Raw genomic sequence first — 22,024 nt, 5'->3', positions numbered from 1 at the left:
CGCTCCGACCTGGCCCCCGCGTCACCTCGCCGCGCCTTTCCGATGGCAGCTCCCGCCGGGCTGACGGGCGGCAGCGACGCGTACAGCTTGACCAGCTCGGCCAGGTAGTGCTCCGCGGACCAGTCCGTCGCCGCCGCCCGGCCGTCCCGGATCACGGCCCCGCGCAACTCCCGCTCGGTCAGCAGCCGGGTGAGCAACGCCCCGAACGCCGCCGGGCTGGGCTGGGCGACCGGTCGAGTGGTGCCGGTGCCGGGCCGCTCGGCGAGCAGAGTGTCCACCATGGCCACCGGCAGTCCGTACGCCTCGGCCTCGGCGAGCACCAGGCCCTGCGTGTCGGTGGTGGAGGTGAACGCGAGCACGTCCGCCGCCCGGTAGTAGCCGCGGCGGCCGGGGTCGGCAGGACCACGATCGGGGTACGCCCCGCCATCGTCGCCATCATCGCCGCGGTCTTCGTCGAAGGAGCGATCAGGACAGTGGTGTGGGCCAGGAGGGTTCGCCCGAGCGCCGCCAGCCGGGCCTGTCGACCCGGTCCGGGGTGCGCGAGCGCCCACAGGTCGCCCGCCCGCCAGCGCAGGCCCAGCCGCAGGCCGGCGTACGCGGCCCCGATCGGGATCTCCGGGTAGTGCGCGGCGTACGCGACGAGGTCGGTGTGCCAGGTCAGCACGGTCGGTACGCCCCGGGTGGCAGCCCACCGCAGGCCGGCGACGCCGAGCGGCCCGGTGGTGTGCACGTGCACCACGTCGACCGGTGCGCTGGGCGCCCGGGGCAGCGCCAACCGGTACGGCCGGGTCGGCACCGACAGCGAGGGCACCTCGCCCGGTCGGCGGCGACACCGGGGCAGTGGGCCGGGGCTGTGCAGCACGACGCGGTGCCCGGCGGCGCGCAGCAGCGCCACTGTGGTGCCGACCGAGGTGGCCACCCCCTCCGGGTTGGTGAGGTGGCTGTCGCTGACGTGGGCGATCCGCACGTTGCCATCGTGGCCGGCCCGCGCACCCCCGGCCGTCCGGTCCGCCCCGGGCGGGGAAACGGTTGGCGTCCCCGGGCCCGTTCTGCTGCACTACCCGCTGGCGACGACGAAGGGGGAGACGCGGTGGAGTTGACGCTGACGCCGATGACGGCACCAGAGCTGGACCGCTTGCGGGGGCCACTGGAGCAGGGGTACGCCGATGACCTGGTGGCGCACCGGGGGATGACCCCGGAGGCGGCCCTGGAACGGTCGGTCGACCAGATCCGGGAGTCGCTGCCGGCGGGCGTGGCCACCGAGAGGGCGTTGCTGCGGGTGGGCCGGGTCGGCGACACCGAGGTCGGCTGGATCTGGGTGACCCTGCCGGCGGCCGCCGCCCCGGACCAGGCCTGGATCCACAACATCGAGGTGCAGGAGGAACACCGCGGACACGGGTACGCGCGGCGGATGATCCAGCTCATCGAGGCTGAACTCGTCCAGCTCGGCGTGCCCGAGCTGGGTCTGAACGTCTTCGGTACGAACACCGTGGCGATCGGCCTCTACCGCAGCCTGGGCTTCGAGGTCACCTCGCAGCAGATGGCGAAGCGCCTCACCCCGGCGAGCTGAGCCGGCGGCGGCCCGGGGACGGGTCCCCTCGGCAGGACTGTTCACCTGCCCAGCGGGAAACCGGCGCGGACCGCACCTGGGGAGGAGCGACGGATGACGCACGGCGCCGGACTGACCATCGGTGTGCTGGGCTCGTACGGTGGGCGAAACCTCGGCGACGAGGCGATCCTCACCGGCCTGCTCACCGATCTGCGTACGCAGGAACCGAACGCCCGGATCATCGTCTTCTCCAGGAACCCGGAGCACACCAGGGCCGCACACCCGGACGTCGAAGCGGTGCCCTGGGAGGGCGTGAGCCGGACCGACTCTGCCCTGGTCCTGGCCCAGCTCGACCTCCTCATCCTGGGCGGTGGCGGCATCCTGTACGACCGGGAGGCCCGCCGTTACCTGCGGGTGGTCCGGGTGGCCCAGGAACGCGGCCTGCCGCTGATCACGTACGCGGTGGGGGTCGGGCCGCTCAGCGACGGGGTGGACACCGGCATGGTCCGGGAAACGCTCTCCAGCGCGACCCAGGTGACCGTCCGGGACCAGGAGTCCCGGATGGTGCTGGAGGAGGCCGGTCTGCTCAACCCGATCACGGTCACCGCGGACCCGGCGTTCCTCCTGCAACCGGAGGAGTTCCCGGCCCACCTGCTGGCCGAGGAGGGTGTGCCGGTCGGCAAGCGCCTCGTCGGGATCAGCGTGCGGGAGCCGGGCCGGGCCGCCGAACGCCTCGACGTGGACGGCTACCACCGGCTGCTGGCCCAGATCGGTGACTTCCTGGTGCACCGGATCGACGCGTACGTGCTGTTCGTACCGATGGAGCGCGACGACATCCGGCACTCCCACGGGGTGCTGTCGCACATGGTCGCCGCCGAGCGGGGTCGCATCCTGCACGGCACCTACTCTCCGCAGCAGGTGCTGGGGCTGATGCGCCACTTCGACCTGGTCGTCGGCATGCGCCTGCACTTCCTGATCTTCGCGGCGATGGTCGGTACGCCGTTCCTGCCCCTGCCGTACGCCGGCAAGGTCTTCGACCTGGCCCAACGACTCGGCGTGCCGGCGCTACGCGGCGTGGAGCGGGAGGTAGAGGGGCCACTGCTGGCCGAGGTCGACCGACTCTGGGACGAGCGGGAGCAACGCGCCGAGGCCACCGCACGACGGGTGGCGGAGGTGTGCGATCAGGCGCGGGGGACCTCGGAGGTCACCCGCGGCGTGTTGGAGAGCCTGCGAAGCCAGGCCCTCACCCGGGTCTGAGCGGGCGGTCACACCGCCGGGCCGGTCCACCGGTAGCGCCACTCGCGGGCCTCCTCGCGGGCGGTCTCCAACTCGTAGATCTGCGCGTCGGCCAGCCCACCGGAGCCGATGTGATGGTGGGTCAGCGGCGGACGGCCGTTGCTGTCCAGTTCGACGGTGATGGTCTGCCCGTCCGCCGTGCCGCCGACGAGAAGGATCTGCACGGATGAAGCCATGCGCCCATCCTGCCCGGCCTGGCGTCCGCCCGCAGCGGATAGCGGGGCAGCGGAGCGCCCCGCCCGTGGCTAGGGTCGGCGGATGGAGCAGACGATCGATCCCACGCTCGGTCCGGTGCTCGCCCGCACCGGCGACGAACGCGCCGTCCTGACCTCGTTCCTCGACTTCCACCGGGCCGTGCTGCTGCGCAAACTGCGCGGTCTCTCCGACGCCGACGCCCGTCGTCGGCTGGTGCCGTCGGCGACGACGCTCGCCGGGCTGGTCAAGCACCTGACCCTGGTCGAGCGGAACTGGTTCCCGACCCTGTTGGCCCCCGAGCCCGGCGACGTCTACCTGACCTCCGAGGAGGACGCCGTCGCCAGCTTCACGCTGAGCGACCAGCAGACCATCGTCGGGCTCACCGAGGCGTACGAGCGGGCCTGCGCCCGCTCCCGGGCGGTCGCCGCGAGCATCGACCTCGACCACGTGGTGCCGCACCCGCAGCTCGGTGAGGTGTCGCTGCGTTGGATTCTGGTGCACATGATCGAGGAGACGGCCCGGCACGCGGGCCATGCCGACATCCTGCGCGAGCTGACCGACGGCGAGGTTGGCGCGCTCTGAGCCTCCGGGTCGGCGCACGCCGTCGGCCGTCAACCGGTGGGCAACAGGCCCGGCGGGTACTCCATCCCGTCATGCGTACAGGCCGCAGCGGCAACCCGTGCCGCGTACCGGGCGGCACGCGCGAGTGGCTCACCGCGCAACCGGGCGGCGATCAGACCGGCCGCGAAGGCGTCGCCCGCCCCGTTGCTGTCCACCAGCGGCTTTCCCGGGACGGCGGGCGGCACGGGCACCGCCGTGCCGTCGCCCGGGTACAGCTCGGCGCCGTCCGCGCCGCGGGTCACCACCACCGTCCGGGGCGCCAGCGTGCCGGCGAGCGACGCGGCCCGGTCGCCCAACCGCACCCCGCTCAGCAGAACCAGGTCGGCTACCTCCGCGAACGGCTGATGGTAGGTGTTCTCGCCGTCCCAGTCGTGCAGGTCGGTGGAGAGCGCCACGCCCGTCGGAACGGCAGCCCGCACGGCGGACAGCAACGGCACCGCCCAGTCCATGATCGAGAGGTGGACGTGCCGGGCGTCGCGGACCAGTGCGGCCAACTCGGTGGCGGGAAACGGTGGACCACCCTGCCATGGGCGCGGGTCGTACAGCGACGTGCGCCGCCCACCCGGGTCCACCAGGTTCACCGACCGGCGGGTGCCGCCCCGGTGCTCGGCCAGCAACGCCGGCACCTCGGCCCGGGTCAACGCCGCCCGGACCAGCTCACCGGCCGGATCCGCACCGAGGGTGTCGACCACCAGCACGCGCAGGCCGAGCGCCCGGGCGGCCAACGCCACCCCGGCGCCGGTGTTGCCGATCCGCAGCTCGATCGGCTCGACGGTGTGGGAATCGGCAGCCGGGAGCGGCAGCGCGGGCACCCGAACCCGTACGTCCACCCCGAGCCCGCCAAGAACCAGCAGATCAACCACGACGCCGACGCTAGCCCGTTGCCGCACCCACCTCCAGTCCCCGCGATCTTGCGCTTTCTGCGGGGATAAAACGTGCACTCTTCGCAGAACGTCGACGCAAACTGCAAGATCGCGCAGGTGGGGGGCGTCGGTCCGGTCAGCGGGGCCGCCTATTCTGGGGGCGGGCGGCGACTAGGGGGAGCAGGTGCTGGTCATCCACGGGCTGTGGTTGCCCGGCGACAGCTCGACCGGCGGCCTCGCCGTCTGGGCCGAGGACAGCGCCGCACCGATCCCCGCTCCGCGTTCGGGCCGGCCGGCCCGGGAACGCCCGCACCCCTTCGCCGCCGCGCACACCGACCTGGCCGCCGTCCTCGCCGATGCCGCCGAGCCGAGCCGGCCGGACACCGCGTTGCTCACCCTGCCCACCCTGGCGGGCGCGCCGACCGACTCACCCGAGCTGATCCGGACCACCGTCGCACCTGCGGCCCGCGCCCGGCTCACAGTGGCCGGGTGGCGGGTCCCCACCCTGGTGTACGCCCCGGACGACGCCCTTTCGCTGCTGCAGGCCCTGGACGGCATCCCGGCGGTGGCCGGGGCCACCCTGCGGCACCTCGTCGAGCTGGCCGACTTCGCCGCCGACCTGGTGACCCGTGGCCGCGTCCTCCCCGGCGTGCGCACGACGACGGCCGACCAGATGCCCGGCGCTGGCGCGCCGGCGGCCGACCAGACCTCCGGCGCTGGCGCGACGACGGGTGACTGGATGCCCGGCGCTGGCGCGCCGGCGGCGTCGGGCGCCGCTGGGCAGGTGGCCGCGCAGGCGGTCTGGCGTCCGCTGCTGACCGGCACCGACGCCGCCTGGGCGCGCTCGCTGGCGCTGGCCCTGCCACCGGCCGCCCGAGCAGCCGTCCTGCCGCCCGCCATCGCCGCGTTGCCGGCACCCGCCGCCGCGCTGCCCTCCACCGCCGCCGCTGCTCAGGGGCCCACCGGGAGTGCCGCTACCTCCGCTGCGACGACCGTTGGTTCGGGCGGGCCTGAGTTGACCGCTGCCGCCCTGGTCGCGGACGCGCTGGACGCGTTGACCGACGCCGCCGCGCGGGCTGCGCTGGCGACCACCACGCTGGCCCGGGGGCTGCGCCCGGGTGGTCCGGCGCCGGCCTGGCTGGCCGCGCTCGCCGGCCCGCAGCGGGACTTCACCATCGACCCGGCCGGACTGGCCACCCTCTCCGCGGAACTGGACGCCTGGCAGCGCGATGCCGCCGGTGGCCCGGTGCGGGCCAGTTTCCGCCTGGTGGAACCAGCCCCAGACGAGGTCACCGAACCGATTCTGGCCACCCGGGCGGTGCCCGCCGACGGTGCGCCTGTGCCGGTGCCCGCCGACAGCGCGCCGGTGTCGGTCGGGGCGATCGGTGCCGGGCGCTGGCGGTTGGAGTTCGGGTTGCAGGCCGCGGACGAACCCGGCCTGCACGTCGACGCCGGGGACATCTGGCGAGCGCCGCAGACCCTCGGCGGCCTGGTTGGCCGGACGACCAGCCCGCAGGAGACGCTCCTCGCCGAGTTGGGCCGGGCCAGCCGGCTCTGGCCGGACCTGGACGCCGCGCTGCGCACCGCCGCCCCGGAGGCGATGGAACTCGACGTCGAGGGGGCGCACCGGTTCCTCAGTGCGGGCGCCCCGGTGCTGCACGCGGCCGGCTTCGGGGTGCTGCTGCCCTCCTGGTGGCAGCGTCCGTCGGCACGACTGGGCGCCCGGTTGCGAGCGCGCAGCCGCACCGCGCCGGGCACTGTGGGTGGTGCCGATGCCGGTGTCGGTCTGGACGCCCTGGTCGACTACCGGTGGGAGATCGCGCTCGGTGACCAGCCGCTCTCCGCCGAGGAGTTGGCGGCGTTGGCCGAGACGAAGACCCCGCTGGTACGGCTCCGCGGCCGGTGGGTCGAACTGGACCCGGGGCGGCTCGCGGCCGGGCTGCGCCTGCTCCGCTCCGCGGGCGAGTTGACCGTCGCCGACCTGCTCCGCCTCGGGCTGGCCGACGGCGAGGCCACGGGCGAGCTGCCGGTGCTGGAGGTGACCGCCGACGGGGCGCTGGGCGACCTGCTCGCCGGCGCGGTCGAGCGGCGGCTCACCCCACTGGACCCGCCACCGGGCTTCCGGGGGGCGCTGCGGCCGTACCAGCAGCGGGGACTGGCCTGGCTGGCCTTCCTGCGCTCACTCGGCCTGGGCGGTGTCCTCGCCGACGACATGGGGCTGGGCAAGACCGTGCAACTGCTCGCGCTGCTCGCCGGGGACCCACCGGAGGCCGGGCCGACCCTGCTGGTCTGTCCGATGTCGCTGGTCGGCAACTGGCAGCGGGAGGCGGCCCGGTTCACCCCGGAGCTGCGGGTGCACGTACACCATGGTGCCGAGCGGGCGCGGGGGGCGGAGTTCACAGCGGCCGCACACGGCGCGGACCTGGTCCTCACCACCTACTCGGTGGCCGCCCGCGACGCCGCCGACCTGGCCGGCATCGACTGGCACCGGGTGGTGGTGGACGAGGCGCAGGCGATCAAGAACGCGTCGACCCGGCAGGCCGAGGCGGTTCGCGCGCTACCCGCCCGGCAGCGGGTGGCGGTGACCGGTACGCCGGTGGAGAACCGCCTCGCCGACCTCTGGTCGATCATGCAGTTCGCCAACCCGGGTCTGCTCGGGTCGGCCGCGACGTTCCGCAAACGGTTCGCCGAGCCGATCGAGCGGCACGGCGACGCCGAGGCCGCCGAGCGGCTCCGCCGGATCACCGGCCCGTTCGTGTTGCGCCGACTCAAGACCGACTCGTCGATCATCTCCGACCTGCCGGAGAAGCTGGAGATGGAGGTGCTCTGCAACCTCACCGCGGAGCAGGCCGCGCTGTACCGGGTGGTGGTCGACGACATGCTCGCCCGGATCGAGACCAGCGACGGCATCGAACGACGCGGCCTGGTGCTGGCCACCATGACCCGCCTCAAGCAGGTCTGCAACCACCCCGCCCAGTTGCTGCGCGACGGCTCACCGCTGGAGGGCCGCTCCGGCAAGCTGGCTCGGCTCACCGAGATCCTGGAGGAGGTGCTGGCGGCGGGGGAGCGGGCACTGCTGTTCACCCAGTACGCCGAGTTCGGTGCGATGTTGCGGGGTCACCTTTCGGCGCGGTTCGGCCGGGAGGTGCTCTTCCTGCACGGTGGCCTCGGCAAGGCCGAGCGGGACGCCCTGGTGCAGCGTTTCCAGTCGGCGGAGGGTCCGCCGCTGTTCGTCCTTTCCCTCAAGGCCGGCGGCACGGGGCTCACCCTGACCGCCGCGAACCATGTGGTGCATGTGGACCGGTGGTGGAACCCGGCGGTCGAGGACCAGGCCACCGACCGGGCGTTCCGGATCGGGCAGCGCCGGCGGGTGCAGGTGCGTAAGTTCGTGTGCGCCGGCACTGTCGAGGAGAAGGTGGCCGCGTTGATCGCCGACAAGCGCAGCCTCGCCGAACGGGTGGTCGGCACCGGCGAGCAGTGGATCACCGAGTTGTCCACCGGCCAGTTGCGGGACCTGTTCGCCCTGGAAGCCGGCGCGGTGGTGGAGTGACGGACTTCGCCGACTACGGGCGCCCGCGTCGGGTCGACGGGGGTCTGCGGGCGCGCAGTGCCCGGGGCGCGATCGGCCGGTCCTGGTGGTCGCGGCGTTTCCTGGAGGTGCTGGAGTCGTTCGCGCTCGGCACCCGGCTGACCCGGGGCCGGTCCTACGCGCGGGCCGGTCAGGTGCTCACGCTCGACATCACACCCGGGCGGGTCGACGCTGTGGTGCAGGGCTCCCGGCCACAGCCGTACCAGGTGTCGATCGCGCTGAAGCCGTTCCCGGCGGCGCTCTGGTCCCGGATCGAGGACGAGCTGGCCGGGCAGGCGTTCTTCAGCGCCCGGCTGCTCGCCGGGGACCTCCCCGACGAGTTGGAGGAGCTGTTCGCCGCCGCCGGCGCGCCGCTCTTCCCGGCCGCCGTGGACGAGTTGACCCAGCGCTGCAACTGCCCCGACTTCGCGGTGCCGTGCAAGCACCTCGCGGCGACGTTCTACCTGCTGGCCGAGGCGTTCGACGCGGACCCGTTCGAGCTGCTGCACTGGCGCGGTCGGTCCCGCGCGGAGTTGCTCGACGAACTCCGCGCCCGGCGGGCCGCGACCACCGGTGCCACCCCATCGCCCCCACCGGTCGACCCACCGTCCGAACCGGACGGTGTGCTGTCGACAGTGGAGGCCGTGGCACCGGTCGGTGCCGCCCGGGCGCTCGCCGGGCTGTCGGCGACGTCGCTGGCGGATACGGCGGACCGGTTCTGGTCAGCGCCGGTGCCGCTGCCGGATCGGCCGCCCCGACTGGTGACCGGCACCGACCTGCTGCTGCGCCAGCTCGGAGCGCCGGCGCCGGCCATCGGTGGGCCGGGACTGCTCGAACGGTTGCGCCGCGCGTACCGGGCGTTCGGTCCGGCCGAAAGGTGAGCTGTCACGTCCACCGGTCGAGCCGTCCCGTCGAGCGGTTGAGCAGTCACGTCCAGCGGCGGCGGAACCGCCACATGATCGCGGCGTTGGCCACCAGCACCACCGCGCAGATCGCGCCGGTGAGTCGACCGGCGAACACGGCTATCGCCGGCAGCGACGCCCACAGCACGATGGTCAACAACATCAGGTAGCGGCCCCTTCGGGCTCGGGCCCGATGGTCCAGCCGGTTGAAGAAGGCCGGGTCGCTTTCCCGGAGCTGACGGGTGATCTGGTCGAATCTGCGCTGATCCTCTTTGCTGAGCATGGCGCTGCCTCCCCCTCACGCGTTCAGCGGTTCGGCGGCATACCCGCTGCGGTGGCGGCTCACGCTCGCCCGCTACTGCTACTTTTCCTCCACGCGAGCGCGCCTCATGTCCGGCTTACCTGAACCTTAAGTTTGCCTTTGGTGGTGAACGACGCCGAAACTGTCGCGTACGGCGGCGTGGTCCGATCCGTGCTCGACTGCCGCGCGTAGGCCCTGCTGGGAAGGTCTTCGGGCAGGTGCATCCCGCCGCCCACCGCCGACGTCGCACTGAGCGCTGTCTTAAGTGCCCTCACGAGTGGGTTCCGGCCGCCTTGAAGGGCCCTGGGGCCTTGGTTACCTTGCCGTAGCAACCCCCTCAGGCAACAGTCGCCGCACCTGCCGCACCTGCCCGGTAGCAGCTTCCGGCGCTCATCAGAAATCGGGATTGGTACATGGCCGACCAGAATGTGCCACCACGTCGACCGCGGGACGACCGCGGTTGGGACGGACATCAGCACCCCAACGCTGACGGCTACGGCGACCCCCACACGCCAGCGCCCTACGGCTACGACTCGCCCCACCCCTACCAGGGCGGCTACGCCGCGCAGGCCGACCCGCGTGAGCAGTACGCCGGGCAGCCCGCGCCCGCCCCGCGCGGTCCGCAGTGGGTCGGTCCGGAGGGCCTTGGCCGTCCGGCCCCGGCACGACCGGCCGGTACCGGACTGCCCACCCTCGACGATGACAACGAGCCGGGTCGCAAGGTCGGCCGACGTAAGGCGATGGTGGCCCTCGGCGGCACCGCCGCCGTCGTCGCCGGTGGCGCGGCGCTCGCCATGACCCCGCAGATCCGTGGCCTCTTCGGCGACGAAGCGGCGGCCGGCGACGCGACCGGCAGCACGGTGACCGACGGCACCGCGGCGCGGCCCAGCGGCCAGCAGCCCAGCACCGTGCGTACCTACACCGAGCAGAACGAAAGCTACATGGGCTCCCGGGCCGGTGAGGCGCTGAAGAAGAACGCGCCGGTCGGTGGGCGGACCTTCTCCGGCCCGGCCGCTGCCGCGGCGGCGACCAAGGTGACAGTGAAGACGGTGCTGGCCAAGGACCCGATCCTGCACCTGGCCCGGCGCACCACCTTCGGCGTGACGCCTGCGGTGGTCGCCGACATCAAGCGCGAGGGCATGGACGCCTGGATCCGCGCCCAGCTGGACCCGGAGAAGTTGGAGCCGAGCAAGGGCGAGCTGAAGCTCGCCGAACTGCCGACCCAGAAGCTCTCCGTGCAGCAGCTGCGCGACCAGCGGGACAAGCTCAACGATCAGGACGCCCACCCGGAGCGGGAGATGGTCGACGCCACCATCGCCCGGCAGATCTGGTCCAAGCGCCAGCTGTTCGAGGTGATGGTCGACTTCTGGAACGACTTCCTGCACGTCGCCGCGGACTTCGACGGCGGCGAGGTGTACCGCAACTCGTTCGACCAGGACGTCGTGCGCAAGCACGCGCTGGGCAGCTACCCGGAGATGCTGGTCGCCGCGAACAAGCACCCGGCGCTGCTGATCTACCTGAACCAGAAGGACTCCCGCAAGGACGCGATCAACGAGAATCTCGCCCGGGAGAACCTCGAGCTCTACTCGGTCGGCGTCGACGGCGGTTACAAGGAGCCCGACGTCCGGCAGGCCGCCATGTTGCAGACCGGCCGCGGTGTGGACGACAAGGGCAAGTACGTCTTCCGCCCCGAGCAGCACTACGTCGGCAAGGTGAAGATCCTCGGCTTCACCCACGCGAACAACTCGGCCGACCCGAAGAAGGCCGAAGCGGCGATCGACGCGTACATCACCTACATCGCGACGCACCCGTCGACAGCGAAGTACGTGGCGCAGAGCCTGGCCACCCGGTTCGTCTCGGACACCCCGCCGAAGTCCCTGGTGGACCGGCTCGCCAAGACGTACACCACCAACAAGGGCATGATCAAGCCGGTCCTGATGACGCTGTTCTGCTCCTCGGAGTTCTGGGCCGGTGTGGGCCAGAAGGTGCGTCGGCCGATGGAGTACCTGGTCGCCACGTACCGCACCCTGGGCGTCTCGCCGGAGGCGTCGCCGAAGCACAACAACGGCGACAGCAAGCGCACCCCGTACGCCAGGGGTCTGCGCCAGATCCACGACAAGATGCGCGAGTTGGGTCAGTCCCCGATGGGTCATCCGACCCCGGACGGCTACCCGGACGTCTACGTCGCCTGGACCTCGGCCGGCGCCATGGTCAACGGCTGGAACGAGGCGGGCGAGATCCTCGCCGGCTACCGGACCACCTTCACGTACACGCCGCCGGAGAAGCTGGTTGCCAAGCCGCCGGCGACGGCCGGGGCGTACGTGGACGCGCTCTCCCTGCGGCTGGTGGGCCAGAAGTTCAGCACGCGGGAGAAGAACCTCATCCTCGGCGTGGCCGGTGTGGCGGCGACCACCAAGGTCGACGCCACGTTCAACGGGGCCATCACCGCCGTCGCGCGGGCGATCCTCGCTTCCCCCCAGCACCACCTCCGGTGAGGCACCCGATGGAGAAGACTGTGTACAACTCTTTCCCCCTGCACCCCGAATGCCCCGACGTGCGACGGCTGGCCGACAACCCGGCCGAGGCGTTGCTGCGCGCCGAGGCGGACATCGTCGCCGCCGAGAACGCCGCCGAGTTCGACAGGTACCGCACCCTGGAGGACCTAGAGGAGGCGCAGCAGGACGGTCGCGGCGTGACCCGGCGAACCTTCGTCGCCGGTGCCGCCGCCACCGCCACCGCGCTGGCCACCGCCCAGTTCGTCACCACCTCGGCGTCGTTCGCGGCAACCAAGACCGGCACCCTGATCCACGTCTTCCTCTACGGCGGGCTGGACGGCCTGAGCCTGATCGCGCCGGACAACGACGCCGTGCTCAACAAGGCTCGGCCCGACCTGCTGCTCGGCAACGACTCGCTGGCCCTGGGCCGCGGCTTCAAGCTGACCGGCGCGTTCAAGCCGTTGGAGAAGTGGCTCACGGCCGGTCAGCTGGGCTTCATCCCGGCGGTCTCCGACGAGCGGCTGTCCCGCAGCCACTTCCAGGCCGCGGACGCCTGCAACCTGGGCGGGCTGCCCAACGAGACCGGCGGCCGGGGTTGGCTCGACGGTCTGGTCGACAACCTGGGCAAGGGCACCGCGTTCCGCAGCGTCGGCATCGGCAGCACGTTGCCTCGCTCGCTGGTCGGCAACAACGGCGCGCTGTCGCTGAACAACGTCGGCTCCCTGCGGCTCAACGGTGACGAGCGGTTCCGGGCCGCCACCGAGAAGGCCATCAAGGGCCTCTTCACCGGGATCAACCACCCGGTCGAGGAAGCCGTGCAGGAGGGCATGGGCGCGTTGGCCACCGCCCAGAAGCTCGCCGCCAAGCCGTACCAGCCCGCCGAGGGCGTCAAGTACGAGGGCGTCGGCAACGCGTTCCAGCAACTCGCCCAGCTGATCAAGGGTGGCGCCAACGTTCGGGTCGCCACTGTCGGCATGGGTGGCTACGACACCCACGAGAACCAGGGCACCCGCGAGGGCGGCCAGCTGTACCGTCGGCTGAACGAGCTGGCCAGCGCGATGGCCGCCTTCTTCACCGACCTCGGCCCGAAGGCCGCCGACGTGACGATCATGGTGTCCAGCGAGTTCGGCCGTCGGGTCGGCTCCAACAACAACGGCACCGACCACGGGCACGGGGGCGTGGTCACCCTGCTGTCCGGCAAGAAGCTGGCCGGTTCGCTGCTCGGCACCTGGAACGGTCTGGACAAGCTGGATTCCGGTGACGTGCCGGAGTACAACAACATGTTCAACGTCTACGGCGCTGTGGCGCAGGGCCGGTTCGGGCTCACCAACGCGGAGGTCGACAAGGTCTTCCCCCGCCAGAAGTACGCCCCGATGAAGCTGTACGCGTGACGCATTCGCACACCCACGCCGCCGGCCGTCGTACCGGGACCTCGTCCCGGCACGGCGGCCGGTCGGCGGTACCCGTACCCCCGCAGATCCCGGCCCGGCGCGGGCCCGGCGGCCGACGGCTGCTCGGCGTGCTGCTCCTGGTCGGCCTGCTCGCCGCCGTGCTGCCGTGGTGGCTGGGCACCCCCGCCGGATCGCTGCGGACCACCGCGGCCACCGTCACCTCGGCCGGCCGGATCACCGGCCTGGTCGCCGGCTACCTGCTGCTGGTGCAGGTGCTGATGATGAGCCGCCTGCCGGTGCTGGAACGGTGGATCGGCGGCGAGCACATGGCCCGCTGGCACCGGGACATCGGCGCCACCCTGCTGGTCACCGTGCTGGCACACATGTCGCTGATCCTGGTCGGCTACGCCGACCTGCGTAACCAGTCGATCCTCGCCGAGGTCGGCACGTTGCTCGGCGACTACGAGGACATGGTCTCGGCGTTCGTCGCCACCGCCATCATGATGCTCGTCGGGTTCAGCAGCATCCGGGCGATCCGGCGGGCACTGCCCTACGAGATGTGGCACCTGCTGCACCTGTCCAGCTACCTGATCCTGCTGCTCGGCTTCGGCCACCAGTTCACCCACGGCGCGCAGCTGTACAAGCCCGGCCCGGTGCGCAACGGCTGGATCGCGCTCTACCTGCTGGTGATCGCCGCCCTGCTGTGGGGCCGCGTGATCGCGCCGCTGGCGTTCAACCTGCGCTACAAGCTGCGGGTCGCCGACGTGGTCGCCGAGAGCACCGACACCATCTCCATCTACCTCACCGGGGAGCGGCTCGGCCGGCTGGCGATGCTCGGCGGCCAACACTTCCGCTGGCGGTTCCTCACCCGGGGTTGCTGGTGGCAGTCGCACCCGTTCTCCGTCTCCGCCGCCGCCAACGGGCGCTGGCTGCGGGTCACCGTCAAGGTGGTCGGCACCCACACCGCCGACCTGCGCGACCTGGAACCGGGCACCCGGGTCTGGGCCGAAGGCCCGTCGGGCACCTTCACCGCCGCGCACCGGCTCCGTGAGCGGGCGCTGCTGATCGCCGGTGGCAGCGGCATCACGCCGATCCGGGCCATGCTGGAGGAGTTGCCGCCGGGCGCCGCGCTGATCTACCGGGCCCGCACACCGGCCGATGTGCTGCTCAGCCGCGAGTTGGACTGGCTGGCCCAGGAACGCGACACCTCCGTCTGGTACGTCATCGGCTCCCGCGACGACCCCGGCCCCCGCCAGTTGATGAGCCCCGACGGGCTGCGGCAACTGGTGCCCGACGTGGCCCGGCGCGACGTCTACCTGTGCGGGCCGCCCGGTCTGGTGGAACAGTCGGTGCGTGCGCTGCGGCGGGCCGGCGTGCCCCGACGGCAGATCCACCTGGCCACGTTCGAGCTGTAGGAAGGGCACCCCATGCGTCGCGCGCTCCTCGCGATCACCGGCCTGGCCGCCAGCACCACCGCGCTGGTGGTGTTCAAGGGCTCGCCGGGCACCAGCCACGTCGCCCAGAACCTGCCGACCGCCCAGCCGGTCAACCCCTCCGGGCCGGGCACCGACCCCGGCGCCGCAGCGGGTGCGCCGGGCACCGACCCGACCGGCGCCACGCCGACGTCATCGGGAAGCGCCAAGCCGTCGACGTCGCCCAAGCCCGGCAAGACCACCTCCCGCCCGTCAGGCACCAAGACGACGAAGGCCCCCAGCGCTCCGCGGACCACCACCAAGGCACCCCAGTCGACCACCCGCCGGGTCACCGGCAACGGCTTCGAGAACGAGTACGGGTACGTGCAGGTGCAGATCGTCGTCTCGGGTAGCCGGATCGTCGAGGCCGTCGCGCTGTCGCTGCCCAGCGGGGGTGAATCCGACATCCACAGCGGCGACGTCCGCAACCGTTACGACGGCAGGGGCGGCGAGGTGGTGCAGAAGCAGAACGCGAACCTCAACACCGTCTCCGGGGCCACCGAGACCAGCAACTCCTACAAGCAGTCGCTGCGGTCCGCCATCGAGCAGGCATTCTGACGTGCGGGCCACGCTGACCCGACCCGGGCTGTGCCGGGTCGAACAGATCATGGGTACGGCGATCACAGTGGACCTCGCCGACGATCTGCCACCGGCGACCCTGCGAGAGTTGGCGGACGAGGTCTTTGCCTGGATGCACGAGGTGGACGCGCGGTTCAGCACCTACAAGCCGGACAGCGAGGTGTGCCGCTTCGACCGGGGTGAGGTGCTGCTCTCCGAGGCGTCCGCGGACCTGCGGTACGTGCTGGAGACCTGCGCCGACCTGTGGGGCGCCACCGACGGGTTCTTCGACGCGTACGCCACCGGTCGGCTCGACCCGTCCGGCTTCGTCAAGGGGTGGGCCGCTCAGGTCGCCTCGGACCGCCTCGTCGCCGCCGGTGCCGTCAACCACTGCGTGAACGCCGGCGGCGACGTACGGGTGCGGGGTCTGTCGCCGTCCGGGGAGCCGTGGCGTATCGGCATCCGGCACCCGTGGGACGCGATGGCGGCCTGCCTGGTGCTCACCGGGACCGACCTGGCGGTGGCCACGTCCGGCGTGTACGAGCGGGGCCGGCACGTGTTGGACCCGCGCCGGGGCGCACCCGCCAGTGGGCTGCGCTCCGTGACGGTGGTCGGCACCGACCTCGGGTTGGCCGACGCGTACGCCACCGCCGCCCTCGCCATGGGCACCCCCGGCCTCAACTGGCTGGCCCGCCTGAACGACCACACTCACGCGGCGATAACCGACAACGCCCGTCAGCACCACTCCGCAACCCTCCCCCTAACAAACTAACCCCGCGCTGCCCCGCCCCCGTACCCCGGCGATCTTGCAGTTTCGGTTGGCCTTTTGCCCCGCTGTGTGGAGATTGTCGGGACAGAAAGTGCAAGATCGCGGGGAGCTGGAGGGGTGGGGCGGCGCGCGGGTGCTGCGGGAGGGGTGGGGGTTAGCGGAGGGGGCGGTGGGTGCCGGCTGGGCGGGAGCCGGTGGGGCGTGGGCGGCCGGGGCGGGACCCGGACGGTCGGGTGCCGGCCCACCGGCGCCCCGGGTGGCTGCGCCGGGGCGGCTCGGTGCCGCCGGGGTGAGGCGCTCTGTCGTTGGTGGACATCGTTCCCCCGTTCGTGGCGCGCGTTCGCACCGTCCCCCTGTCAACGAGGACCGACGCCTCGGCGACGCTGTCAGGCACCGGATCGAATCGTCGACCGGGCCGGTTTCACATGCCTCGTCGGGGCAGCGGCAGGTGACCGGGGAGCAGGTCGGGGGCGAGCGTCACCCCGGCGGCGCGCAGCGCCCCGATCAACGTGTTCTGCACGAGGTACGAATCCGGAAGCTGCCAGCGCACCTGCTCCGGGGCGACCGCCCAGCGAACCGTGCCCTCCGGCAGCCGGGTGGGTGGCGCGGGGATCCACGAGCCCGGCCCGTGCCGGACCACGTGGAAGCAGTGCTCCAACTCCGGTCGGAGCGGGTCGCCGGGGCGGACCAGGAACATCCACCGCCCGGTGGGCGTGACCAGCACCGGTCCGCGTACGCCGGTGCCGGCCGGGTGGATCTGGACCGCGTCGAGCACGTGCCGGCCCAGGTGGGCGGGCACCTCCAGTACGTCGAAGGCCCGGCCGGTGGGCAGCAGCACCCCGTGCGGTCGGCTCCGCCACCAGGTCGCCACCCGGGCCGGGTCGGCGCTGGCGGCCAGCTCCCAGTTCTCCAGGGCGGGGTGGCAGCCCACTGTGGGACAGCCGGCCCGGCCGCAGACGAAGCGGCTGCGGGCCAGACAGGCACCCGGGGTGACCTCCCAGCCGTGTACGGCGTACCGGATGGCGACCCGGCGCAGCCGGACCCGTTCCAGCGGCGACAGTTCGGCAACGCGCGGTACGACATTCCCCCACATGTGTGCCAACTCCTCTCGTCGGGCCCGGCTTTCGCCAGGTCGCATGTAGAGCGCCGTCACTGCCGTAACCCACGATCGTTGAGGTTGACGAACGGCTCGTGCAACTTGCACGAAAAGTACGAGGACTACCTGTACGGCTGACGTACATCCTGTGCGACCAGCGAAAACCTGAAAATGAACGGCAGTCGCCGCACCCGCGGACATCGCCCCGACTCGATTGGTCGTCGGTGGCAGGGGAGGATGGGGAGATGGACGAGCTACCCATAGGACGGCGAGTGGCCTACTGGCGGGGGCGACGCAAGATGTCGCAGCAGGTCTTCGCGGACCGGCTGGGCAAGTCCAAGAGCTGGGTGGACAAGGTCGAACGCGGCGTCCGACGGTTGGACAAGTTCTCCGTCCTCTACGAGATCGCCGACATCCTTCAGATGGACGTCCAGCTGCTGATGGGCAAGGACCCGGAGCGGCGCGCCGACGCCCTCAACTGCATCGACCAGGTCGAGGTGCAGGAGATCCGAGCGGCGCTGGAACGCTACGACTCGATGAGCGCGTACTTCGACGCGGTGCCGTACCCGCCGCCGATGGACGACATGCGCAAGGCCGTCAACCACGCCTGGCTCACCTACCAGTACGGCCGCTACGGGATGCTCACCCGGGCGCTGCCGAAGCTGCTGCGCGACGCCCAGGCGGCCGACGCCGCCTACGGCGGTGAGCAGGCCGCCGAGGCGGCCCACCTGCTCGGCCAGGTCTACCAGATCGCCTCCTCGGTGCTGCGCAAGCTCGGCGAGTGCGAGCTCGCCTGGTTGGCCGCCGACCGGTCGATGGCGGTGGCCCAGCGGGCCGACGACCCGCTGCTCGCCGGGATCGCCACCACCCGGGTGTGCAACGCCCTGGTCGCGATGGGGCGGGCCCGCCCCGCGCTGGAGCTGAACGTCCAGATCGCCAACCGGCTGGCACCGGGTGGGAGCAACGAGGTCTCGCCGGCCCGCCTCTCCGTCTACGGGATGCTGCTGCTCCAGGGCGCGATGGCCGCGTCCCGCATCGGTGACTCGGCCAGCGTCGACGACCTGATCAACGCTGCTCAGGAGGCCGCCACCCTGCTCGGCGGCGACCACAACCACTACTGGACGTCGTTCGGCCCGACCAACGTCGAGCTGCACCGGGCCGCCGCCGCGGTGGAGCTGGGCGACGGGGGGCGGGCCGTGGAGGTGCACCAGCTGCGCATCGCGGAGGCTCCCTTCAACGCGCTGCTGCCCGAGCGCCGCGCCCACCACCTGCTCGACATCGCCCGCGGGTACGCCCAGATAGGTGACGTGGCGAACGCCGGCGAGATGCTGCTGCTCGGTGATCGACTCGCCCCGTCGGAGATCCGCTGCCGGCCGATCGCGCACGAGGTGATGTCCGACATCCTCCGTCGCACACGTGGTGCGCCGCCTTCTCCGGTAGCGGAGTTGGCTGAGCACATGGGAGTAGGGGTATGAGCGCGGAGCCGGTCTGATGGCCGGTGCAGCGCACAACAGCGGGCACCGCGAGGTGCTCTACGTCATCGCCTGCGGTTCGCCGCTGGCCCGGCACGTCGGTCGTCTGGTCGACCTCGCCCAACAGGACGGTTGGGATGTCTGCGTGGTCACCACGCCGGACGGCGCGAAGTTCGTCGACCAGTCGGCCCTGATCCGGCAGACCGGTCATCCGGTGCGGACGCACTACAAGAACCCCGGTGACCCGGACGTGCTGCCGCCCGCCGACGCCATGATCGTCTGCCCGGCCACCGTCAACACGGTCAACAAATGGGCCGCGGGGATCACCGACACGCTGGCGCTCGGGCTGTTGGTCGAGGCCCAGGGCAAGGGCGTCCCCATCGTGGCGGTGCCGTACACCAACGCGGCGATGGCCTGCCACCCGGCGTTCCGTGCCGGGGTGGCCCGGTTGGCCGAGTGGGGCGTCACGGTGCTCTTCGGCGACGATGTGATCGCTCTGCACCCGCCCGGAACGGGGGAACAGCACCTGCACGCCTTCCCCTGGGCGATGCCGCTGGCCGCATTGCCGACCGTCTCCTGGAGCGCCGCCTAGCGCGTCCGGCAGATCTTCCACCCGACGCGGCCGGGCCGGGTGTCACCGCCCGGCCGCCCCGACGCCGGTAAGCTGGCCGGCCGTGAGCACAAGCGGATCCGCCCCCACAGTCAGCGACGTGGTGGCCGCGCTGGAACGGCGCTTTCCGCCGGTCTGGGCGGAGGAGTGGGACCGGGTGGGCCTGGTGCTCGGTGAGCCGGCGGCCCCGGTCCGCCGGGTGCTCTGCGTGGTCGACGTGGTGCCCGAGACGGTCGACGAAGCCCTCGCCGCCGACGCGGACATGATCGTCTCGCATCACCCGCTGCTGTTGCGGGGGGTGTCCTCGGTCGCCGCGACGACCTTCAAGGGGCGGATCATCCACCAGTTGATCCGGGCCGGGGTGGCGCTCTACGCGGCGCACACCAACGCCGACGTGGCCTCCCCGGGCGTCTCCGACGCCCTCGCCGCCCGCTTCGGGCTCACCGGTCTGCGCCCACTTCAACGACCCGCGCCCGGCTCGCCCGCTTACGGCGACGACCGGGGTTTCGGCCGGATCGGCGAACTGCCCCAGCCGATGACCCTCGCCGAGCTGACCCGGCACGCGGCAGCGGTGCTCCCCGTCACGTCCTGGGGAGTTCGCGCGGCGGGGGATCCCGGGCGTATGGTTCGTACCCTCGCCGTCAGCGGCGGGTCGGGGGACAGCTTCCTCGGCGCCGCTACCGCCGCCGGGGTGGATGCGTTCCTCACCGCCGACCTGCGGCACCACCCGGCCGGCGAGCACCTCGCCGCCAGTGGTCCCGCCCTGATCGACGCCGCCCACTGGGCGACCGAACGACCGTGGCTGGACGACCTGGCCGCCTTCCTGCGGGAGGCGCTGGACGTCGAGACGCTGGTGTCCGACCTGGACACCGACCCGTGGACCGTGCACGCCGCCGCACCCGCTGTGGACGACAAGGAGCCCGACCGTGAAGGCTGACCCTCAGGTGCAGCGCCGCCTGCTCGACCTCCAGGCGATCGACACCAACCTCGCCCAGCTCGCGCACCGCCGGCGCTCGCTGCCCGAGCGGGCCGAGCTGGAGTCGCTGGCCCGGGAGCTGTCGTCGATGGAGGACGAGCGGGTCCGCGCCCAGGTGGCGGTGGACGACCTGGACCGGGACATCGCCCGGTTGGAGAAGGACGTCGAGCAGGTCCGGGCCCGCAAGGAGAAGGACGAGAACCGGCTTGCCGCCGGCACCGGCCCGGCCCGCGAGCTGGAGGCGCTCCAGCACGAGCTGGTCTCGCTCAAGCGCCGCCAGGGCGACCTGGAGGACGCCGAGCTGGAGCTGATGGAGCAGCGGGAAACCGCGCAGGGCGTACTGGACGGCGTGGAGCAGCGGCTGGCCGAGACCCGGGACAAGCGGGCCGCGACCGAGCAGCGCCGCGACGAAGCGCTGGCCGAGATCGCCAAGGAGGAGGAGTTCAAGCGGGGCGCCCGTCAGCCGCTCGCCGCCGACCTCCCCAGCGACCTGGTCAACCTGTACGACAAGATTCGCGAGGACACCGGGTTGGGTGCCGCGCTGCTCACCGGGGGCCGCTGCGGCGGGTGCCGCCTGGACCTGTCCGGCGCCGACCTGGCCCGGATCCGCAAGGCCGCCCCCGACGACGTGGTCCGCTGCGAGGACTGCCGACGGATCATGGTCCGCACCAACGAGTCGGGCCTGTAGGTCGTGGCGCCGCGCGTGGTCTCCATGGAGGCCGACGGTGGGTCCCGGGGCAATCCCGGCCCCGCCGGCTACGGCGCGGTGGTCCGCGACCCGGAAACCGGCGAGGTGCTCGCCGAGCGCTCCGAGTCGCTCGGTACGGCCACCAACAACGTCGCCGAGTACCAGGGCCTGATCGCCGGGTTGACCGCCGCCGCCGAGCTGGGTGCCGCCGAGGTGGACGTCCGGATGGACTCCAAGCTGGTGGTCGAGCAGATGTGCGGCCGGTGGCAGATCAAACACCCCGGCCTGCGGCCCCTCGCCGCCCAGGCCGCCGCGCTGGTGGGCCGGTTCACAGCGGTCCGGTTCAGCTGGATCCCGCGCGAGCAGAACCGGCACGCCGACGCCCTCGCCAACGCCGCCATGGACGCCGCCGCGGGTCGTCCCCCGGCGACCGCGGCCCCCGCCCGTCCCGCGACGACGCCGGCCGCCGGCCAGCCCTCGACGACGCCCACCGCCCCGATCGTCGGCAGCGACCCGGCGACCGCGCCGGCCTCCTGGGAGCCACGGCCGACCTTCACCGCCACCCGGCTGATCCTGGTCCGGCACGGCGAGACCCCGTACACCGAGCAGAAGCGCTACTCCGGGCGCGGCGACGTGCCGCTCTCCGAGCGTGGCCGGGCCCAGGCCCGCGCCACCGGCGCCCGGGTGGCCGAGCTGGCCCCGTCCGTCGCGGCCGTGCTCAGTTCACCGTTGTCCCGGTGTACGGCCACCGCGGCGTCGATCGCCCAGGCGCTCGGCGGCGACGTGCCGGTCCGCACCGAGGACGACCTGATCGAGTGCGACTTCGGCCAGTGGGAGGGGCGCACCTTCGCCGAGGTACGCCAGCAGTGGCCGGGGGAGATGGACGCCTGGCTCGCCTCACCCCGGATCGCGCCGCCGGACGGGGAGTCGTTCACCCAGGTCGCTGAACGCGCGCACCGCGTCATCTCGGGGCTGCTCACCGCGTACCCCGGTGAGACCGTGGTGGTCGTCTCGCACGTCTCGCCGATCAAGCTGGTGCTGCGCGACGCCCTCGCGGCCGGTGACGGTTTCCTGCACCGGCTCTTCCTGGACGCAGCCGGCATCTCGGTGCTCGACATGTGGCCCGACGGCGGCGTGGCCGTGCGCACTGTCAACGACACCGCCCACCTCGCCGCGCTCTGATCCGGTCACCCTTCGGCTGG

The 22,024-nt window shown here is 72.4% G+C and carries 18 protein-coding genes and 4 pseudogenes; 17 read left to right on the top strand and 5 right to left on the bottom strand.

Translation table 11 applies throughout. The annotated features are described in order from the left end of the window. Positions 1 to 178: 178 nt before the first annotated feature. Positions 179 to 967 carry a glycosyltransferase gene (locus tag ACIA47_RS25375; protein ID WP_396711016.1) on the bottom strand — a complete coding sequence of 263 codons (789 nt, stop codon included), beginning with the start codon at positions 965 to 967 and terminating at the stop codon, positions 179 to 181. A 123-nt stretch (positions 968 to 1,090) separates the two neighbouring features. Here ACIA47_RS25375 and ACIA47_RS25370 point away from each other — a divergent pair, with 123 nt between their 5' ends. Then, positions 1,091 to 1,570 carry a GNAT family N-acetyltransferase gene (locus ACIA47_RS25370; RefSeq protein ID WP_396711015.1) on the top strand — a complete coding sequence of 160 codons (480 nt, stop codon included), beginning with the start codon at positions 1,091 to 1,093 and terminating at the stop codon, positions 1,568 to 1,570. A 93-nt stretch (positions 1,571 to 1,663) separates the two neighbouring features. Next, positions 1,664 to 2,806: a polysaccharide pyruvyl transferase family protein gene (locus tag ACIA47_RS25365; RefSeq protein ID WP_112675897.1), complete on the top strand. Its 1,143-nt coding sequence runs from the start codon at positions 1,664 to 1,666 to the stop codon at positions 2,804 to 2,806. Positions 2,807 to 2,814: 8 nt separating this feature from the next. Here the strand turns inward: ACIA47_RS25365 and ACIA47_RS25360 are convergent, their stop codons facing one another. Further along, complete coding sequence (locus ACIA47_RS25360; protein WP_088949546.1) at positions 2,815 to 3,021, bottom strand: hypothetical protein; 207 nt, start codon at positions 3,019 to 3,021, stop codon at positions 2,815 to 2,817. 82 nt (positions 3,022 to 3,103) lie between these two features. Between ACIA47_RS25360 and ACIA47_RS25355 the strand changes: the two genes are divergently transcribed. Next, positions 3,104 to 3,622 carry a DinB family protein gene (locus ACIA47_RS25355; protein WP_396711014.1) on the top strand — a complete coding sequence of 173 codons (519 nt, stop codon included), beginning with the start codon at positions 3,104 to 3,106 and terminating at the stop codon, positions 3,620 to 3,622. Positions 3,623 to 3,651: 29 nt separating this feature from the next. Here the strand turns inward: ACIA47_RS25355 and ACIA47_RS25350 are convergent, their stop codons facing one another. Further along, positions 3,652 to 4,524 (bottom strand): carbohydrate kinase family protein, encoded by an 873-nt coding sequence (locus ACIA47_RS25350; protein WP_396711013.1) that lies wholly within the window; start codon positions 4,522 to 4,524, stop codon positions 3,652 to 3,654. A 184-nt stretch (positions 4,525 to 4,708) separates the two neighbouring features. Here ACIA47_RS25350 and ACIA47_RS25345 point away from each other — a divergent pair. The 4 pseudogenes from ACIA47_RS25345 to ACIA47_RS25330 form a co-directional block, all read left to right on the top strand. Continuing rightward, positions 4,709 to 5,231 (top strand): annotated as a pseudogene (locus ACIA47_RS25345) (ATP-dependent helicase); the annotation flags it as partial. 77 nt (positions 5,232 to 5,308) lie between these two features. Further along, positions 5,309 to 8,074: pseudogene (locus ACIA47_RS25340) on the top strand (DEAD/DEAH box helicase); the annotation flags it as partial. Beyond that, positions 8,071 to 8,659, top strand: a pseudogene (locus ACIA47_RS25335) (SWIM zinc finger family protein); the annotation flags it as partial. The pseudogenes ACIA47_RS25340 and ACIA47_RS25335, both read left to right, overlap by 4 nt. A gap of 86 nt (positions 8,660 to 8,745) precedes the next feature. Then, positions 8,746 to 8,973: pseudogene (locus tag ACIA47_RS25330) on the top strand (hypothetical protein); the annotation flags it as partial. A gap of 46 nt (positions 8,974 to 9,019) precedes the next feature. Here the strand turns inward: ACIA47_RS25330 and ACIA47_RS25325 are convergent. Next, entirely contained in the window at positions 9,020 to 9,277 is a 258-nt protein-coding gene (locus ACIA47_RS25325) for a DUF3040 domain-containing protein (RefSeq protein ID WP_091409372.1), read from the bottom strand. A gap of 431 nt (positions 9,278 to 9,708) precedes the next feature. On the opposite strand from ACIA47_RS25325, the gene ACIA47_RS25320 reads away from it, so the two are divergent. From ACIA47_RS25320 to ACIA47_RS25300, 5 genes are read left to right on the top strand one after another with little or no spacing between them, the layout of a single operon-like run. Beyond that, the gene (locus tag ACIA47_RS25320) at positions 9,709 to 11,790 is read left to right on the top strand and encodes a DUF1800 family protein (RefSeq protein WP_396711012.1); all 2,082 of its coding nucleotides are present in this window, start codon (positions 9,709 to 9,711) and stop codon (positions 11,788 to 11,790) included. An 8-nt stretch (positions 11,791 to 11,798) separates the two neighbouring features. Beyond that, entirely contained in the window at positions 11,799 to 13,181 is a 1,383-nt protein-coding gene (locus ACIA47_RS25315; protein WP_396711011.1) for a DUF1501 domain-containing protein, read from the top strand. Beyond that, on the top strand, positions 13,178 to 14,596 hold the full coding sequence (locus ACIA47_RS25310) for a ferric reductase-like transmembrane domain-containing protein (RefSeq protein ID WP_396711010.1): 1,419 nt from the start codon (positions 13,178 to 13,180) through the stop codon (positions 14,594 to 14,596). The genes ACIA47_RS25315 and ACIA47_RS25310 overlap by 4 nt, the downstream gene beginning before the upstream one ends. Before the next feature lie 12 nt (positions 14,597 to 14,608). Continuing rightward, positions 14,609 to 15,211: an FMN-binding protein gene (locus ACIA47_RS25305; protein WP_396711009.1), complete on the top strand. Its 603-nt coding sequence runs from the start codon at positions 14,609 to 14,611 to the stop codon at positions 15,209 to 15,211. Positions 15,212 to 15,260: 49 nt separating this feature from the next. Next, entirely contained in the window at positions 15,261 to 15,983 is a 723-nt protein-coding gene (locus tag ACIA47_RS25300) for an FAD:protein FMN transferase (protein WP_396711114.1), read from the top strand. 418 nt (positions 15,984 to 16,401) lie between these two features. On the opposite strand, the gene ACIA47_RS25295 is transcribed toward ACIA47_RS25300, so the two are convergent. Continuing rightward, positions 16,402 to 17,073: a bifunctional DNA primase/polymerase gene (locus ACIA47_RS25295; protein WP_396711113.1), complete on the bottom strand. Its 672-nt coding sequence runs from the start codon at positions 17,071 to 17,073 to the stop codon at positions 16,402 to 16,404. A gap of 248 nt (positions 17,074 to 17,321) precedes the next feature. Here ACIA47_RS25295 and ACIA47_RS25290 point away from each other — a divergent pair, with 248 nt between their 5' ends. From ACIA47_RS25290 to ACIA47_RS25270, 5 genes are all read left to right on the top strand, one after another. Continuing rightward, on the top strand, positions 17,322 to 18,551 hold the full coding sequence (locus ACIA47_RS25290; RefSeq protein ID WP_203126270.1) for a helix-turn-helix domain-containing protein: 1,230 nt from the start codon (positions 17,322 to 17,324) through the stop codon (positions 18,549 to 18,551). A gap of 16 nt (positions 18,552 to 18,567) precedes the next feature. Continuing rightward, on the top strand, positions 18,568 to 19,140 hold the full coding sequence (locus ACIA47_RS25285) for a flavoprotein (protein ID WP_203126268.1): 573 nt from the start codon (positions 18,568 to 18,570) through the stop codon (positions 19,138 to 19,140). 82 nt (positions 19,141 to 19,222) lie between these two features. Next, positions 19,223 to 20,095: a Nif3-like dinuclear metal center hexameric protein gene (locus ACIA47_RS25280; RefSeq protein ID WP_396711008.1), complete on the top strand. Its 873-nt coding sequence runs from the start codon at positions 19,223 to 19,225 to the stop codon at positions 20,093 to 20,095. Further along, positions 20,085 to 20,822, top strand: coding sequence for a zinc ribbon domain-containing protein (locus ACIA47_RS25275; RefSeq protein ID WP_112582614.1), 738 nt, complete (start codon positions 20,085 to 20,087; stop codon positions 20,820 to 20,822). Before ACIA47_RS25280 ends, ACIA47_RS25275 begins: the two co-directional genes overlap by 11 nt. 3 nt (positions 20,823 to 20,825) lie before the next feature. Further along, on the top strand, positions 20,826 to 22,004 hold the full coding sequence (locus tag ACIA47_RS25270) for a bifunctional RNase H/acid phosphatase (RefSeq protein WP_396711007.1): 1,179 nt from the start codon (positions 20,826 to 20,828) through the stop codon (positions 22,002 to 22,004). Positions 22,005 to 22,024: the final 20 nt, after the last annotated feature.

The organism is Micromonospora sp. NPDC051227, from assembly GCF_044455385.1.
Taxonomy (GTDB): domain Bacteria; phylum Actinomycetota; class Actinomycetes; order Mycobacteriales; family Micromonosporaceae; genus Micromonospora.
This window is presented reverse-complemented; position numbering and strand designations above follow the sequence as displayed.